Genomic DNA, 16,582 nt, shown 5'->3' with positions numbered 1-16,582 from the left:
AATTAGTTTTGAAATTAAGTCAACAGATCATATGATACTTATAGGAACAAGCGGATCATCTAAATGCGATTGGCAACTCATTCGAGGCAGCGAGGCTGTACTGAATATGAGTTCTAGTGGTATTAACCCGTATTTTCATACCGAAGACATCATAGAAGTATCTGTTCGTTCTTTGAGTGAATTACTTGAGCATGCTGCAGATATCGAAGTTGTTTTCTTCTATGGTAGTGGTTGTTCTAGTAAAAAACTGCAGAACATAGTGGTGAGGGCGCTTTCCAAGATTTTTACAAAATCTCACATCTACGTAAATCATGATATTGTAGCAGCCGCTTTTGCTACATACGACGGTACACCAAGTTTTACCTGCTTAATGGGTACTGGTGCCAATTCTTGTTTTTTCGATGGCGATATTGTTAGACAAGAAGTACCTGGTATTGATTACGTATTGGGCGATGAGGGTAGTGGAGCATATTTTGGAAAAATACTGCTACAATCCTTTTTGCGAAAGCAGTTACCACCTGAAATAGCAACAGCATTTGAACAAACATACAACATTACCAAGCATGATATTTTGCAAAATGTTTACATGAAACCTTTTGCAAATGTGTATTTGGCCTCGTTTTCCGAATTTATTCATCAGCACATGGACCATTCATTTTTCAGAGTCATTCTGAAAGAGGGAATTAGAAAATATGTTGAAATCTATTTGGAGTGCTTTCCAGATCACAAGAACTACACAGTCAATTTTGTGGGTTCTATACCATTCTTTTTCGAAGACATTTTGAGAGAAATATTAATTGAAAAAGAAATTGCTCTGGGTAAAATAATTAAAGAACCCATTGAGCAATTAGTACAATATCATATTAATAAACACTACACAACAAAATAATGCTTGAATTAATAGTTGGAATAGATATAGGAGGTACGAGTACCAAATTTGGTTTGGTAGATACTTCTGGCAAGGTGAGAATTCATAGTAGCATTGCTACCGATAATCCTGATATAAATGAATACATAGCTGAGCTAGCCAGAGCGGTCAGAAACTCAGTTGATTCGTTAGACGAAAATGTAGAGCTGATTGGAGTGGGTGTAGGAGCGCCAAATGGTAATTATAAAAAAGGAACGATTGAAGATGCGCCAAATCTGCCATGGTCAGGTTCTATTCCAATTGCTGAATTGTTGGAAGCAGAATTTAATCTGCTAGTTAAATTGACCAATGATGCTAATGCAGCAGCCATGGGAGAGATGATGTTTGGTGGAGCTAAGGGCATGGGGGACTTTATAACCATCACACTTGGTACTGGTCTGGGGTCTGGATTTGTGGCTAATGGTCAATTGATTCAAGGACATGATGGACATGCGGGTGAGCTAGGTCATATAGCCTACAAAATAGGCGGCGGACGTTTGTGTAAGTGTGGTAAAAAAGGATGTTTGGAGACTTATGTTTCTGCCACAGGTTTGAAAAGGACAGTATACAAATTATTGGCTGACCACCATATGGATAGTGAGTTGAAGCGATACAGTTTTGATGACTTGAACACCAAGATGGTTGCTGATGCAGCAAATAATGGAGACGTAGTCGCTAAGGAGGCGTTTGACTATACGGGAAAAGTTCTAGGTGCCAAACTTGCCGATGCGGTAGGCCATACGAGCCCAGAGGCTATTTTTATTATGGGTGGCTTGGCTAAAGCTGGTGAATTGATTTTTAAGCCAACAATAAAACATTTTGAAAAGAATTTATTAAATGTGTATCAAGGTAAGATCAAAATCTTGCCATCTGAGTTGGATAGTACGCATACCCCGATTATTGGTGCAGCGAGTTTAATTCTTGAAGATATTGAAAACAAAAGGAGCGTTCCGGTTTAACCGGAATGTTTCGAACTATTCGTTAGTGGAAGGTTAATAGTGAATTTAGTGAACTCACCTTCTTTGGATTTGAGCTCCACTGAGCCATTCATTTTTTCTACAGTTTCTTTAATGATATAAAGGCCTAATCCGGCTCCTTTGGACCTGTCGCTAGCTCGATAAAACATGTCGAAAATTTTACCTTGACTGGCATCTTCTATTCCGACCCCATTGTCTTCCACAATAATAGAGAGTTGACTTTGTTCCTTTTGCTCATCAATTGAAATGTCAATGTTTTGAGTTGATTTCTTCAGATCCTGATATTTAATCGCATTTGAAATTAAGTTGGCTAATATGACCTCTATTCTTCGTTTATCAGAAACAAATTTTGATTTCAATTTTACATCTAAACTGAACAAAACGTGCTGATAACCTTCCATATGAATCATATTATTAATGATTTCATTGGTCAATGTTTTGAAGTCAATTTCATTTTGCTGAACCTCGAGTCTGGAATTTCTTGAATAATCTAAAATATCCATAATAAACTTGTCAAGACGCTCGACGCTGGTTCTGATCATGCCAAGATATTTCATCAAGGTCGATGATGGGTTTTCTGATTCAGAGATGTTTACCAAACCCTTGATTGATAGGAGTGGGGCACGCAAATCATGGGATACACTATAAACAAACCGATCTAACTCGAAGTTGACTTTTTTGAGTTCTTCGATTTGCTGAACCAACTGTTCCTGGGTGTGTTTTCTGGCAGTAATATCTTCAACTGAACCTTCAAACCTCAGTGGGGCACCATTTTCATCAACGGTGAATTTGAGGTGATTACGAACCCAGAAAATATCTCCATTTTTTTTAAAACTTCTGTACTCAGCCTCAATTTTAGTATTACCTTCTTTTAGTTGATTTCTAATTTCTTGGCGATCTTTTTGATCTACAAAAAATTGGAGAGCAGGCTCTTTTACCTCTTCTAGCATTTCGGAGGGTGAATTGAAACCATACATTTTCGCCATTGCTGGATTTACAGTAACTAGGGTGCCGTTTCCTCCTCCTAAACCAATATAAATACCCTCAGCAGAGTTTTCGAACAGGTTTCTGTAATCAGTTTCGGCTTTGACTTTGTCAGTAATATCCCTAAAAGACCAAACCCTTCCGATTGTCTCTTTGTCTAAAATCATTGGGACAGAATGTCGTTCGAATATTCGGCCATCTTTGTGATATACCAATCGAGTGTGAACCCTATCAGAAGTGAAAAGTTCTTTGACTTCAGTCAAGATATTTTCTGCATCCTCAATCTGATCTAGCACAAAAAGTGACACTTCGTCAAATGGAGCTGTCTTGATGAAGTCCAAATCAATTCCCCATTGCTCTAAAAACCTTTGATTGGCTTCTAGGATTTGGCCATCACTCCTTGTTGCTAAAATTCCATCATCCGTAGATTCTAAAATTGCCCTAAGATATGAGGTTTGTTTATTTTCAATTTCTTTTTGAGCTAAAATGGAACTGCGGTCAAAAATATGAGCACAGAATAGGGCATCCTTTCCTTCAAGGAGTGCTAATATGGACAGTTCAATGGGTATGGTAGATCCATTTTTGTGACGTGCAACAGTTTCTACTCTTGGATTAGGCAAAGGAGGAATTCCGACTTTTACATAGTTATCTATTCCAAGTGTGTGCTTTTCGTGATACTCTTCTGGTATAATTGTTTCGGTGAGTTTCTTTCCAATAATTTCATCCGCTTTCCAACCGAATGTTTTTTCGGCCTGCGGGTTCCAAAAGGTAATCACGCTTTCGTGATCATACCATATAGATGCTTCAAATGAGGCATTGGTTAAATTTTTCCGTAATTCATTAGCGGATTTTAACTTTTTTATTGACCTCAGGGCGTATCTCGTTGTCAGGCCAATCACTAGAATTATCAGCACGCTGTTGGTGATAAACAACCAACTATCTAGCTTTCTTGCGGTAGTACCCAGGACCTTACTGAAATCCTCCTCAACCTTGGTTAATTCCGAAGACAGTCGATCAATTTCTCCTAGAGTAACTAGTAAATCTGCCTCAGTCCAATTTTCGTCGAGTAATCTAATTCTGCTTTCAAAACCTAGCCGATGCAGTTCACCAATGAGTTGATCGCCGTTCGACCAATGTGAAATGGCTTCACTCATAAAAGATACATGGCCAAAACTTCTGAAAAGCCAAATCATTCCTTCTATGTCTTCTTTATGATTATTTCCTTGCAAAAGCCTCTTTTCTATTTCTAGCCGATTCAGATTGTTTTGCATGGCAATTCGAGCTAAGCTATCGCCAATAGGAACGTTAAGATCTGCAAGAAATTCCTTCCAGTATTGGTCCTCTTTTGATGTTAAATAAAGTATGAGGTGCGTGGAAGCTGCCTTTTGACCCTTGGAATATTGAGATTCCCCATTGATATATGCCCTGACTGCAGAAGTGGTTTTTAATGTGTAGTAGTTAATCGAAATCAGAATAGCACAAACAGCTAGTAGTATAGTAAGTGCTGTGATTCGAATAGTAGTCATAAATGGGCCTATAAGTGTATTTGACTAAATCCCCGCCTTTGGGCATATGCAATTCCTATTACAATATAGTAAATGGAAAAAGAATGAAACACCATTCTCCTTTAGAGATTCGATTTTACTTTACTTATCGCAAGATTATAGGAAATAGCAAACCCAAAATACCCGTTCGATTCGAATTCGTATTCAGAGCCATCTAGATTTCTAGGGATATTGTAATTGTAGCTCAAATAAAAGTTGACCTTTTCAGTTTCAAATAAAACTGGAAGAGTCAAATAGTAATTCATTAAGCTAAACGTATCCTCAGAGGAGCTAGAAAGGAAAAGAAACTCATAGGCTTGCGATTGAAATGAATTTAAATCCTCACCCGAGTTTATAGAATCTCTTAGGCGAATCAAGAAACCAGCGGTAGTATTGGTATATCCTGCATCACGTAAACGATTCGCAAAAAACACCATCTCTCTATCATTCGAATTTTGAAATCTGGTCAAGTGATTGGTGCGGGTATATTGAGTAGTGATGTTTTGGTTCCCAAAGAGCACAGCGATAGAAGGCAGTATGGTTATTCTTTTGAAGGGTTTGAATCCTTTAAAGCCAAAATTTCCTGTTAGGTTCCAAATGAGTCGATGCGCAGTTTCTGATCCGAAAGAAAAAGAGTAATCTAGCCCTGTATAGGCATATTTGAAGTCTTGTGTAATAGAACCGCCTAGAGAGTTGGTTAGGGTTTGTGTATCGTCTTTTTCAGTGAAAAAAGAGTGGTCATAGGTAAGACTGTAAGTCGTTTTTTTCGTCATTTGGCCAATATACCCGAGTGTTAAAACGGTGAGATTATATTTCGGATCGAACTCGCTATTCCAGAATCCGGTAGCGTCAACATACAAACCAGAATGATGGTAAAAAGAGACACCAGGAGTTAGTCCTTGTTGATCAATGCCAAAATCTCTACCGGCAGAAGTCACTCGACTGGAATATCCAAATCTCAATTGCAACTGAGACTGCTTGGGAGCCGGCTTGAGGAGTTCATCTATCAATGCGAAAAGTGAAGCTGAATCGGCTTCGTTTTCAAAAATTGCATCTAATTCGGCGTCAAGTTTAGCCAATTCTTCTTGTAGGTCATTTTGGGCATCACAAGAGTGAGAAAGGCTTAATAAGCCTGCCAAGAAGGTGGCCAATATGGTTAAAGTATTAAGACGCAAATAGAAGAGTTAGTTGTTTCTTTTATTTCTCATTCGTTCATTGTTTTGTCTTCTGAGCTGTTCATTTGAGTTTTGTTGTTGCTGTCGTCGCTGATCCAGGCGATCCAGTAGCATTCTTTTAAAATCTCTCTCAGCATTTTGTAAAGACATGAGTTGTTTAGAATTGATCACTTTGAGCATGCGCTCCGAGTACTCACCTTCTAACTTTAGCTGTCTTTCTTTTACTTCTCTACCCAGCTTGAGCATATCCTGAGTTTCTTGTTCTGTCGCGGTTTCAGGGTTGAATTTTCTTCTTGCCTGAGCAAACTCCTTATGGTTTTCTCGACGTTTTTGGCTGTACTCATTGTAAATGGGCCAGAATTGCTGCGCATCCTCGGGAGTGAGGCCTAATCGTTCACTTATGAGTGCAATTTTTGCTGACTCAATTTTTTGTCTGGCCTCATCATTCTGTGCTTGTGCAGCCGTGGCCAATGACAGCATAAGTGCTGCGAATAGTAGTCTTTTCATCATTACAAATATATTCATGGCTTTTCTATTATATAGGTGCTTACATGATTTCCGTTGAATAGTCGAGCTCCGAGTAGATGGATTCTAGATCCTCATCAGATAATTCTCCATCAATTATTTCAGTCTCTATAGTTTCTAACTCCTCCAGGATATAGCTCTCATCTATGGCGGCCAAAATTTCATCTGTGCTAATATCTTCTTCATACAAATATTCAATCAATGCTTCTGAATCAATGGAGGCCAGTAACTGTTCTGTTGATGGCTTGGTATTCTGAGGATAAAAAAACCATCCAATGAGAAAAATTGCTATGGCAGCGGTCATACTCCAAACCATTTGCATTCTAGGTATGAAAATAGGAGAGGATACCTCTTGTTGTTCAGTAATTCTTGACTGAATTTTCAAAGGCAACTCATCAAAATAGCCATCAGGTACTTGATGGATACTTTTTCTTTCGAGTGATTCGATATCTATCTTCTTTTTCATATAATCAGCGTCTGAGGATTAGACAATCCTCAGATTAAAAGGTTTAATCCAAATTAATACTTTGTTCAATTTTCTTTACAGCCAGATGATAGCTGGCCTTTAAAGCCCCCTCACTTGTGTTGGTGATTTTGGCAATTTCTTTAAATTTCATGTCATCGAAATACTTCATATTAAACACTAATCTTTGCTTGTCTGGAAGTTTCAACAATGCCTTTTGCAACTTGAGTTGAATCTCTTCTCCAGTAATATGAGTGCTTTCTTCCAACTTATTCGATAGCTCATTGGCTACATCATTTATCGGAAGGAAAAATTTATTTCTTTTCTTTTTTAAAAAGTTTAAACACTCATTAGTTGCTATTCGGTATATCCAGGTATACAAACTGGAATCCTCTCGAAACTTGTGAATGTTGTTCCAGACCTTTATGAATACATCTTGAACTAAGTCATCAGCGTCATCATGATCTATTACCATCTTCCTAATATGCCAATAGATTCTTTCCTGATACTCTCGTACCAGCAAATTGAACCCATGATTTCGGCTCTCCTCATTGCTGAGTTTTTTTATTAATTCGTGGTCAGTCAAAGTAGTGCAATTTGCAACTTAGATGCTTGATGCTGGTAAAGGTTTAAAATTGTATTTAAAAAAAACTAAATCATCAAGTGGTACCTGACCCAAACTTCCTGTTTTTACCACACTTCTCAAAATAATATCTGGCCCGCCCAAAGATTATTGCGGCGAATGTCATACCTTTGAGCCCCGTAACAGAAGTTTCGAATTCACATCAAATGACATCAACAAAATACATTTTCGTTACGGGTGGAGTAACCTCTTCTCTTGGTAAAGGAATCATTTCAGCATCTTTAGGTAAGTTATTGCAAGCCAGAGGGTTTTCGGTAACGATTCAAAAATTAGACCCGTACATCAACGTTGACCCAGGGACGTTAAACCCTTATGAGCATGGTGAATGTTATGTAACTGACGATGGCGCCGAAACTGACCTAGATCTTGGTCATTACGAAAGATTTTTGAATGAGCCGACCTCTCAAGCGAATAATGTAACAACAGGTCGTATCTATTATAATGTAATTAAGAAGGAAAGAGAAGGAGAGTTTTTAGGAAAAACAGTTCAGGTAGTTCCTCACATTACCGATGAGATCAAAGAAAGTATTTACCGATTGGGTAAGACCGAAAAATATGATTTTGTGATCACTGAAGTAGGTGGTTGTGTAGGTGATATTGAATCGTTACCGTTCATTGAGGCTATGAGACAAGCTCGCTTTGAGTTAGGTCCTACCAATGCAATCAATATCCATTTGACCTTAGTACCATATTTGGCAGCAGCTGGTGAGTTAAAAACAAAACCAACTCAGCATTCCGTGAAGCAATTACTAGAAGCGGGAGTGCAACCAGATATTTTGGTGTGTAGAAGTGAACACAAGCTAAGTGCTGATCTAAGAAGAAAGATAGCATTATTCTGTAATGTACCAGTTAATTGTGTGATAGAAGCACAAGATGCCGATACCATCTACGATGTGCCACTACTGATGCGTAAAGAAAAGCTCGATGAAAGAGTGCTTGCTAGAATGAAGTTCTCGTATAAGAAGGAGCCAGGATTGGAGCATTGGAAGACTTTTCTAGGTAAGCTTAAGAATCCTGTCAATGAGGTAAACATTACTGTAGTTGGTAAATATGTAGAGCTTCAAGATGCTTACAAGTCTATTTCTGAAGCATTTGTGCATGCGGGTGCGGAAAACGAATGTAAGGTAAAAGTAAAATGGCTTTCCTCTGAGGATGTTACACCAGACAATGCGGCTAAGCAGCTTGAAGGCGTAGATGGGTTATTAGTAGCTCCGGGATTTGGAGAAAGAGGAATTGAAGGGAAAATTGAAGCCATTAAAATTGCTCGGGAACAAGGGATTCCGTTCTTTGGAATTTGTCTGGGTATGCAATGTGCCAGCATTGAATTCGCAAGAAATGTTTTAGGACATAAAGACGCAAATTCTAAAGAAATGGCGGAGAAACTAAAGCATCCTATCATTGATATCATGGAGGATCAAAAGAACATCACTGAGATGGGAGGTACTATGAGATTGGGTGCTTATGATTGCCAAATCAAAAAAGGAACTAAGGCGTATAACGTCTATGGACAAACCAAAATACAGGAACGTCATAGACACAGATACGAATTTAATGACGCTTATTTGCAGGATTTTGAAGATAATGGAATGATTGCTTCAGGAAGAAATCCTAAAACTAATTTGGTTGAGATCGTTGAGCTTAAAGATCATAGATGGTTTGTGGGTGTTCAATTTCACCCAGAGCTGAAGAGCACAGTGCTCAACCCACATCCGCTTTTTGTAAAATTTGTAAAAGCGGCCCTATCATATAAGAAAGATAATTTATCAGAAAACAATAACTAATTAGATGGATAAAAATCAGATCACAGGCCTGGTCTTAATGCTTGCATTAATGACCATATATTTTCAATTTTTCGCTCCGGAAGTTCCTGAGCAGCCTGTTGAAACAGAACCCATTGAAACCACAGCACCTGCAACTGTCCAAAACACGAAAATGACGGCTGTTGAGCCTACAGCTATTGATGACTCATTGGCTTCAGCTATTCATAGAGACAGATATGGAATTTTTGCTCCTTTTGCGACAGGTGAAGCAAAGGATATCGAAATAGAAAATGAGTCTGTCAAGATCGTCCTTTCTAGCAAGGGTGGTGTAGTAAAGAGAGTTGAGCTTAAAGATTATTTGACTTACGACAAAGATCCTTTGATTTTGATTGATGGGAGCAGTAGCCAATCAGATTTGCTTTTTGCAAGCAACTATAAGCCAATCAATGTCTCAGAGTTATACTATCAGGCTGACTACCGTAAGTTGAAAGTTGAAGGGACAGATTCCTTGACTGTTAGCTTCAAAATGGCTTTGGAAAATGGAAGATACCTTGAGCATAAGTACACGCTCGGAGGAACAGGTTTTCAGTTGAAATATGAAATCAATCTGGTAGGAATGGATGGCGTGATCGACAATCAGGATGCACAATTCACCTGGGTGGATCACATGAAAAATGTTGAGCATACTCTCAAAGAATCCAGAGCTAAAACTACGATCAACTATCAACCGATTGGAGATGACTTTGATGACCTTGGGATAGGAGAGGGCGCAGAGTCTGAGACCATAGAGCAAGGTTTAAAATGGTTTGCATTCAAGCAACGTTTCTTTTCCGCCGCGCTAATCGCTGATAACAAAATAGGAAAATCTACATTGAGCACCATAGTTGACCCTGCCGATAGCTCTACTGTAAAGACAGGTACAGCTGTTTTGACTTTACCCATTGGAGATTTAAAAACAGGCAAGGGTAAATTTCAATACTACTTTGGGCCAAATGATTATACGATACAGAAAGAGGTTGTAAACGGTTTTGAACAAAATGTAGACCTGGGTTGGTTTATTTTTAGATTGGTTAACAAATGGTTGATCATTCCGATATTCAACTTATTGGAAGGAGTGATTTCAAATTACGGTATCATCATTATCATTTTGGTATTTGTCATTCGATTGATTTTGGCTCCGTTGACTTATAAGTCACACATGTCAATGGCCAAGATGAAAGTTCTGAAGCCTGAAATGGATGCGATAAAAGAGAAGCATGATGGAGATATGCAGAAGTCTCAGCAGGAGACTATGGAACTTTATCGCAAAGCAGGTATCAATCCATTGAGTGGTTGTATTCCAGTACTGCTACAGTTCCCCTTCTTACTTGCTATGTTCAACTTTTTCCCTAATTCGATTGAGCTGAGACAGCAGGCTTTTCTTTGGGCATCTGATTTATCTACATATGATAATGTGTTAAATCTACCATTTGAAATCCCTTTTTATGGATCTCATGTGAGTTTGTTTTGTTTATTGATGACAGGATCAACATTGCTCTATACCTGGTCAAACAGCCAGATGAATTCTCAAATGCAAGGGCCAATGAAGTCGATGCAGTACATGATGCCAATAATGTTCTTGTTCTTCCTGAACAGTTTCTCTGCTGGTTTGACGTTCTATTACTTCGTTTCAAACATTGTGTCATTTGGTCAAATGGCTTTGTTTAGAAAGTTTGTGGATGAGGATAAAATCATCAGAGTGATGGAAGAGAATAGAAAGAAAAACGCCAACAAGAAGAAATCGAAGTTCCAGCTGAAACTGGAAGAAGCGATGAAGGCTGGCGAAGAACAACGCAAGCAAAAAGGAAAGAAGAAAAAGTAGATAGTTATTCTGTCATTGGCTTAGATTTAGTATTACTCTAAGTAAGCAAGAAAAGAAGTAAATTTAATGTCCCGTTCCGATAACCTTCGGGGCGGGACATTTTAGTTTTCAGTGACTTATGAGTTTATCAACATTTGTATGTGGAGAAGTTTCCAGATACAAATAGAAGAAATGCGGAAACGAAAATTATATTTGCCAAGGTCGATGAAGTGTAATTATCGACTCATTGACAATTTTCATTAAATCTGACAACGAGCTTTATGGGTAAGATCATCTCAATTGCAAATCAAAAAGGTGGAGTAGGAAAAACTACTACTGCCATAAATCTAGCAGCAAGTTTAGCAGCATTAGAGTACAAAACGCTATTGGTTGATGCTGATCCTCAGGCCAATTCCACGTCTGGTATTGGAGAAGATCCAAAACAGGTAAAAGCGGGGATTTATGAATGCATGGTGGATGCTATTGATCCCTATGAGTGCATCATGAAATCTGACATTGATTATTTGGACTTACTACCTTCACATATAGATCTCGTAGGTGCGGAAGTTGAATTGGTCAATTATGATGAGAGAGAAATGAAAATGAAGGCTACCTTGGATTCAATCCGAGAAGATTATGATTTCATTATCATTGACTGTTCGCCGTCTTTAGGTTTAATTACTGTTAATGCATTAACTGCTTCAGATTCTGTCATTATCCCTGTTCAATGTGAATACTTCGCATTGGAAGGATTGGGTAAACTGTTGAATACCATTAAAATAATTCAGTCAAGATTGAATCCTGACCTGGAAATTGAAGGTATTCTATTGACCATGTATGACATGAGATTGAGATTGTCTAATCAGGTAGTCGAGGAAGTGACTACGCACTTTAAATCAATGGTGTTCGATACCTTGATTCCAAGAAATATCAAATTGAGTGAGTCTCCAAGTTTTGGATTGCCAGCAATCTCTCATGATGCTGAGAGTAAGGGAGCGATCAGTTACCTGAATCTGGCAAATGAGATTGTAGCCAATAATGAGCAACTGGCCGAAATGGCCTGAAGTACTTGCTGATCAATAAAATAATTACTTAGATGAGCCAAAAGAAAGGAAATAAGAGGAATGCGTTAGGCAGAGGGTTAGGTGCGCTATTAAGTGATGATGGTGGTGCAGAAAAAAACGTACTGGCAAAAAAACCACTCCGAGAAAGAAGTGCTTCTGCCGGAAGTATCTCTGAGGTCAACCTTGATCAAATCGAGGTTAATCCATTCCAGCCAAGAACTGACTTTGATCAGGAAGCGCTGCAAGAACTTTCTGAGTCTATCAAAGTACAGGGAATTATTCAGCCTATCACACTAAGAAAACTGAATAACAATTCTTTTCAGCTTATATCAGGAGAAAGAAGGTTTCAGGCAAGTAAGCTTGCGGGTTTAGACAAAATACCTGCTTATATCAGGACTGCAGATGATCAGCAGATGCTGGAGATGGCTTTGATTGAGAATATTCAGCGTCAGGACTTGAATGCAATGGAAGTTGCCCTCAGCTACCAAAGATTACTTTCTGAATGTGATCTAAAGCAAGAACAGCTTGGAGATAGAGTAGGAAAGAAAAGGTCTACTGTAAATAACTATTTACGACTCTTGAAGCTGCCACCAGATATTCAGGCAGCAGTGAGAGATGGTAAAATATCTATGGGGCATGCCAGAGCACTGATCAATGTAGAGGACACTACGTTGCAGTTGGATTTGCTTAAAAAGATTCTAAATGAAGATCTTTCGGTTAGAAAAGTAGAAGCATTGGTGAAGCAGGCATCATTTCCGGACGAACCACAAGAGGAACCTGTACAAAAAGTAGTGAGTAAAGATATATTAAGTGTTCAAGACAAGTTATCTTCGCACTTTGGGACGAGAATCAATATCGCCTCGAAAGATAACAACAAAGGAGAGATCAAAATACCATTCGCTTCCGTTACGGAATTGAATCGTATTTTGGAAATCATTGACGCTTAATTATAGAGTGAAATCATCGGTATTAGTTTGGATAGGATGCTTGATCATCAGCACATCGGCTGTAGCTCAAAATGAAACGATTATTCGGGCGAATGCGGATACTACGGTAGTAGCCACTGATTTAGCGGGAATAGAAACTTTTCAAAGTAAATCGACCTTGGATCCAGACAAGGCAGCGCTTTATGCGGCTGTGTTGCCAGGTCTAGGCCAGATGTATAACAAGCAATATTGGAAGCTTCCAATACTTTATGGAGGAGCTATCGTAATTGGTCATTTTATAAAATACAACAACGATTTTTATAATGCTTTTCGCAATGCATACTTGGCTGTAGAGGAAGGTAGTGATAATCCATTCCCTCAATTTTCTCAAGAAGCTTTGCAACTAAACGCTGAACGATTCAAGCGTAATAGGGATTTTATGATTATCATGGGAGTAGTTTACTATCTGGTTCAGATCGTGGACGCACATGTGTCTGCCCATTTGATTGAGTTTAACCTTAATGATGATTTGGCTTTACAACCAACCTATTATCCTCGAGAGAAATACTTTGCCCAAAATGTAGGCATGTCTTTGGTTTTTAAATTGAATAAATAGTAATAAATCAGAGATTGCCGTAACTAATCAACTATAAATTTTTAAAGGACTGAATTATGAATGTAGGATTGGTAGGGTATGGAAAAATGGGACAAGCCATTGAAAAGATACTTCTGTCTAAGGGACACTCCATTTCAAAAGTTATAAACATTGATAACGCAGATGAAATCAGTGAAATGACACCTGTCAATACTGATGTGGTTATTGAATTTACCGCTCCTGAATCCGCACTCAACAATATCAAAACTGTATTAGGAAACAAAGTTCCTGTGGTATCAGGAAGTACAGGTTGGTTGGATCATTATCAAGAAGTGGTTGACTTTTGTCAGACTCAGGGCACTGGATTTTTCTATGCGTCAAATTATAGTTTAGGAGTAAATATATTCTTTAAGCTCAACGAACAACTGGCTAAAATGATGAATGGAAAGGGGTATAAAAGCTCCATGGTTGAAATTCATCACACGCAGAAATTGGATGCTCCGAGTGGAACAGCGATTACTTTAGCAGAAGGTGTGATTGCTAATACTGAGGATAAAACTAAATGGGTAAATGGAAAATCTTCTAATCCTGAGGAACTCGAAATTATCTCCGAACGTGTAGATCCTGCACCTGGTACACACGATATTACTTATGATTCTGAAGTGGACACCATTAAAATCAGCCACGTGGCACACAGCCGGGAAGGCTTTGCTCAAGGAGCCGTACTTGCAGCTGAGTTTTTAGCTGGTAAGAAGGGTGTCTTTTCTATGGACGATTTGCTCAAACTTTAGGATTCAGATTAAATCATATATTTGCCGAAATTAAATCAACTATGAACTGGAATTTTTTTAAGCCCAAAAAGAAAGAAGAGAAGAAAGGACCTGTAAAAGAATGGGTAGATGCCATTGTTTTTGCAGTGGTGGCAGCTACGCTTATTCGATGGGCATTTATGGAGGCATTTACGATTCCTACGCCATCAATGGAAAACTCGTTGTTAGTGGGCGATTTCTTATTTGTAAGTAAGATTAATTATGGTCCGAGGACCCCAAAGACACCATTGCAATTCCCATTGACACATGCCAAAATATGGGGTACGAACATTCCATCATACACGGATGCCATTCAATTACCTCAGTTCAGGTTTCCTGGTTTTGGAGATGTGGAAAGAAATGATGTCGTGGTATTTAACTACCCACCAGAATTTGAGCATCCTACTGACCTTAAGACGCATTACATCAAAAGATGTGTGGCTGTGGGCGGAGATACGATAGAAGTTAGAGATTCTCAGGTGTACGTAAATGGTGAAAAAGGAGAGAATCCAGAGGATATGCAGTTTGCTTACTATTTAAGGACGGATAGCAAGATTAATGATCGTGTTTTTAAGAAGAATGGGGTTTGGGATTATAACAGATTTAGTGATAATAGTGCTTATCAAATGCATGCCCGTCCAGAAGATGCCAAGAAGTTTGAAAACTTAGATTTTGTGCAGGAGGTGATTCCTCACAAAGAGCCAGAAGACTTTATAAATCCAAGAATATTCCCAAATGCTACTAGATTTCCATGGAATGCAGACTTTTATGGTCCATTGGTTATCCCGGCAGAGGGTATGACTATTGAGTTGACGGAGGACAATGTAGCCATGTATGGTACGACCATTCGCAATTATGAAGGATTGGAGAATGTTGAGCTAAAAGAAACGGAACTATTCATAGATGGAGAAAAAGCCACATCCTACACCTTCAGTCAAAATTATTACTTTATGATGGGTGATAACCGTCACAATTCTGAAGATTCAAGGTTTTGGGGATTTGTGCCTGGTGATCATGTAGTGGGAGAGGCATCATTTATTTGGATGTCCATCGACCCCAATGAGAGTTTCTTGAGTAAGATCAGATGGTCTAGGCTGTTCAATGGTATAAACTAAAAGACAAGAAACAAGAGTCAAGGTTATATCTTATATTTTGACTTTTGTATCCAATTTTACCACTCGATTTCTTTCAATTCATTATTCTTCAGGAAGGCATTCGTCTTACTAAAATGCTTGTTCCCAAAGAACCCACGATGAGCTGCAAAAGGCGAAGGGTGAGGGGATTCTAAGACGTAATGCTTAGACTTGTCTACCAATTCTCCTTTGCGTTGGGCATAAGCTCCCCACAAGAGAAAGACTAAGTTCTCTTTTTCTCTTGATAGTGCTTTAATTACTGCATCCGTAAATTCCTCCCATCCTTTGTTTTGATGAGACCCAGCTTGATGTGCTCGTACTGTCAAAGTCGCATTTAAAAGTAGAACTCCTTGTTCTGCCCAGCGGTTGAGGCATCCATGAAGGGGCAGGTCTATATTCAGATCATCCTTAATTTCTTTGAATATGTTTTGTAAAGATGGAGGCATGCGAGTGCCCTCTTGAACGGAAAAACATAGGCCATGCGCCTGACCATCACCATGATAGGGGTCTTGTCCTATAATTACTACTCTAGTGTCATCAAAAGAGCTAAGCTCAAATGCACTAAATATATTTTTGGCTGGTGGAAAAATTTTATGGTTTTGATATTCAGACTTCACAAAGTCTGTCAAGTTCTTAAAGTATTCTGCTTCAAATTCTACTTGAAGTCTTGTCTTCCAGCTTTTTTCAATTTTTACATCCATTATTTTCGAAAATAAAATAAATTGACTTACTTGTATACTCAATCCTAATCCTATTTTACAATTGATAGTGATATTTTTTGATGGTAACAGAGATAACAAAAGGCATTAAAGTGAGTGTGGAGACGGAATACCAACCAAAGTATTCCAGCCCCAGACAATTTCACTATGTCTTCACCTATAAGGTTACTATCGAAAACCAAAGTGAACATACCGTTCAACTCAAATCAAGGCACTGGTATATTAAGGACGCGGCCTACAGTGATCGCGAGATAGAAGGTGAGGGTGTTGTAGGTCAGCAGCCTATAATAGAGCCCGGGCAAGAGCATGTCTACGTTTCAGGTTGCAACCTAAAGAGTGGTTTGGGTAAAATGATTGGAACCTATCTGATCGAGCGAATCATTGATGGTAAAAAAATTGAAGTACGAATCCCAGAATTCGTTATGGTAGTTCCTGACCGGTTCAATTAGATCATTTCTTTTTCTTGAGTATAAAAATCATTTTCTTTCGAATTACTCGATACGTTAGGTACTGGCTGT

Annotated in this window: 16 protein-coding genes; 10 read left to right on the top strand and 6 right to left on the bottom strand. The window is 38.6% G+C overall.

Going from position 1 to position 16,582, the window contains the following annotated elements; all coding sequences use genetic code 11:
- Positions 1-31: 31 nt before the first annotated feature.
- Together ACO6S2_RS13150 and ACO6S2_RS13145 are read left to right on the top strand one after the other, a co-directional pair.
- The gene (locus tag ACO6S2_RS13150; RefSeq protein ID WP_422359018.1) at positions 32-889 is read left to right on the top strand and encodes a hypothetical protein; all 858 of its coding nucleotides are present in this window, start codon (positions 32-34) and stop codon (positions 887-889) included.
- Complete coding sequence (locus ACO6S2_RS13145; protein ID WP_422359017.1) at positions 889-1,866, top strand: ROK family protein; 978 nt, start codon at positions 889-891, stop codon at positions 1,864-1,866. The genes ACO6S2_RS13150 and ACO6S2_RS13145 overlap by 1 nt, the downstream gene beginning before the upstream one ends.
- Here the strand turns inward: ACO6S2_RS13145 and ACO6S2_RS13140 are convergent.
- The 5 genes from ACO6S2_RS13140 to ACO6S2_RS13120 form a co-directional block, all read right to left on the bottom strand.
- Positions 1,863-4,394: a PAS domain S-box protein gene (locus ACO6S2_RS13140; protein WP_422359016.1), complete on the bottom strand. Its 2,532-nt coding sequence runs from the start codon at positions 4,392-4,394 to the stop codon at positions 1,863-1,865. The genes ACO6S2_RS13145 and ACO6S2_RS13140 overlap by 4 nt on opposite strands.
- A gap of 101 nt (positions 4,395-4,495) precedes the next feature.
- Entirely contained in the window at positions 4,496-5,551 is a 1,056-nt protein-coding gene (locus tag ACO6S2_RS13135) for a hypothetical protein (RefSeq protein WP_422359015.1), read from the bottom strand.
- Positions 5,552-5,596: 45 nt separating this feature from the next.
- Positions 5,597-6,112, bottom strand: a complete 516-nt coding sequence (locus tag ACO6S2_RS13130) for a hypothetical protein (RefSeq protein ID WP_422359014.1) — start codon at positions 6,110-6,112, stop codon at positions 5,597-5,599.
- A gap of 22 nt (positions 6,113-6,134) precedes the next feature.
- Positions 6,135-6,578: a hypothetical protein gene (locus ACO6S2_RS13125; RefSeq protein ID WP_422359013.1), complete on the bottom strand. Its 444-nt coding sequence runs from the start codon at positions 6,576-6,578 to the stop codon at positions 6,135-6,137.
- Between the two features lie 43 nt (positions 6,579-6,621).
- Positions 6,622-7,161, bottom strand: coding sequence for an RNA polymerase sigma factor (locus ACO6S2_RS13120; RefSeq protein ID WP_422359012.1), 540 nt, complete (start codon positions 7,159-7,161; stop codon positions 6,622-6,624).
- A 203-nt stretch (positions 7,162-7,364) separates the two neighbouring features.
- Here ACO6S2_RS13120 and ACO6S2_RS13115 point away from each other — a divergent pair, with 203 nt between their 5' ends.
- From ACO6S2_RS13115 to lepB, 7 genes are all read left to right on the top strand, one after another.
- Entirely contained in the window at positions 7,365-8,999 is a 1,635-nt protein-coding gene (locus ACO6S2_RS13115) for a CTP synthase (protein WP_422359011.1), read from the top strand.
- Positions 9,000-9,003: 4 nt separating this feature from the next.
- On the top strand, positions 9,004-10,839 hold the full coding sequence (yidC, locus tag ACO6S2_RS13110) for a membrane protein insertase YidC (RefSeq protein WP_422359010.1): 1,836 nt from the start codon (positions 9,004-9,006) through the stop codon (positions 10,837-10,839).
- A gap of 260 nt (positions 10,840-11,099) precedes the next feature.
- Positions 11,100-11,882: a ParA family protein gene (locus ACO6S2_RS13105; RefSeq protein ID WP_422359009.1), complete on the top strand. Its 783-nt coding sequence runs from the start codon at positions 11,100-11,102 to the stop codon at positions 11,880-11,882.
- Positions 11,883-11,914: 32 nt separating this feature from the next.
- Positions 11,915-12,829 (top strand): ParB/RepB/Spo0J family partition protein, encoded by a 915-nt coding sequence (locus tag ACO6S2_RS13100; protein ID WP_422359008.1) that lies wholly within the window; start codon positions 11,915-11,917, stop codon positions 12,827-12,829.
- A 7-nt stretch (positions 12,830-12,836) separates the two neighbouring features.
- A complete protein-coding gene (locus ACO6S2_RS13095) occupies positions 12,837-13,424 on the top strand; it encodes a DUF5683 domain-containing protein (protein ID WP_422359007.1) in 588 nt (195 codons plus the stop codon).
- Positions 13,425-13,480: 56 nt separating this feature from the next.
- On the top strand, positions 13,481-14,194 hold the full coding sequence (gene dapB, locus ACO6S2_RS13090) for a 4-hydroxy-tetrahydrodipicolinate reductase (protein WP_422359006.1): 714 nt from the start codon (positions 13,481-13,483) through the stop codon (positions 14,192-14,194).
- A gap of 41 nt (positions 14,195-14,235) precedes the next feature.
- Positions 14,236-15,327 carry a signal peptidase I gene (gene lepB / locus ACO6S2_RS13085; RefSeq protein WP_422359005.1) on the top strand — a complete coding sequence of 364 codons (1,092 nt, stop codon included), beginning with the start codon at positions 14,236-14,238 and terminating at the stop codon, positions 15,325-15,327.
- A gap of 56 nt (positions 15,328-15,383) precedes the next feature.
- Here lepB and ung read toward each other — a convergent pair whose 3' ends face one another.
- Positions 15,384-16,046, bottom strand: coding sequence for a uracil-DNA glycosylase (ung, locus tag ACO6S2_RS13080; RefSeq protein ID WP_422359004.1), 663 nt, complete (start codon positions 16,044-16,046; stop codon positions 15,384-15,386).
- 80 nt (positions 16,047-16,126) lie between these two features.
- On the opposite strand from ung, the gene apaG reads away from it, so the two are divergent.
- Positions 16,127-16,513, top strand: a complete 387-nt coding sequence (gene apaG / locus ACO6S2_RS13075; protein WP_084370606.1) for a Co2+/Mg2+ efflux protein ApaG — start codon at positions 16,127-16,129, stop codon at positions 16,511-16,513.
- The last annotated feature ends 69 nt before the right edge of the window (positions 16,514-16,582 follow it).

Source organism: Reichenbachiella sp. (genome assembly GCF_965233835.1).
Lineage (GTDB): Bacteria > Bacteroidota > Bacteroidia > Cytophagales > Cyclobacteriaceae > Reichenbachiella.
This window is presented reverse-complemented; position numbering and strand designations above follow the sequence as displayed.

Bases quoted from the DNA above. Each gene is read 5' to 3' on its own strand.
- ACO6S2_RS13140 (WP_422359016.1), bottom strand. From the start codon at position 4,394: ATGACTACTATTCGAATCACAGCACTTACTATACTACTAGCTGTTTGT.
- ACO6S2_RS13115 (WP_422359011.1), top strand. From the start codon at position 7,365: ATGACATCAACAAAATACATTTTCGTTACGGGTGGAGTAACCTCTTCT.
- lepB (WP_422359005.1), top strand. From the start codon at position 14,236: ATGAACTGGAATTTTTTTAAGCCCAAAAAGAAAGAAGAGAAGAAAGGA.
- ACO6S2_RS13125 (WP_422359013.1), bottom strand. From the start codon at position 6,578: ATGAAAAAGAAGATAGATATCGAATCACTCGAAAGAAAAAGTATCCAT.
- ACO6S2_RS13150 (WP_422359018.1), top strand. From the start codon at position 32: ATGATACTTATAGGAACAAGCGGATCATCTAAATGCGATTGGCAACTC.
- ACO6S2_RS13105 (WP_422359009.1), top strand. From the start codon at position 11,100: ATGGGTAAGATCATCTCAATTGCAAATCAAAAAGGTGGAGTAGGAAAA.
- dapB (WP_422359006.1), top strand. From the start codon at position 13,481: ATGAATGTAGGATTGGTAGGGTATGGAAAAATGGGACAAGCCATTGAA.
- apaG (WP_084370606.1), top strand. From the start codon at position 16,127: ATGGTAACAGAGATAACAAAAGGCATTAAAGTGAGTGTGGAGACGGAA.
- yidC (WP_422359010.1), top strand. From the start codon at position 9,004: ATGGATAAAAATCAGATCACAGGCCTGGTCTTAATGCTTGCATTAATG.
- ung (WP_422359004.1), bottom strand. From the start codon at position 16,046: ATGGATGTAAAAATTGAAAAAAGCTGGAAGACAAGACTTCAAGTAGAA.
- ACO6S2_RS13130 (WP_422359014.1), bottom strand. From the start codon at position 6,112: ATGAATATATTTGTAATGATGAAAAGACTACTATTCGCAGCACTTATG.
- ACO6S2_RS13100 (WP_422359008.1), top strand. From the start codon at position 11,915: ATGAGCCAAAAGAAAGGAAATAAGAGGAATGCGTTAGGCAGAGGGTTA.
- ACO6S2_RS13145 (WP_422359017.1), top strand. From the start codon at position 889: ATGCTTGAATTAATAGTTGGAATAGATATAGGAGGTACGAGTACCAAA.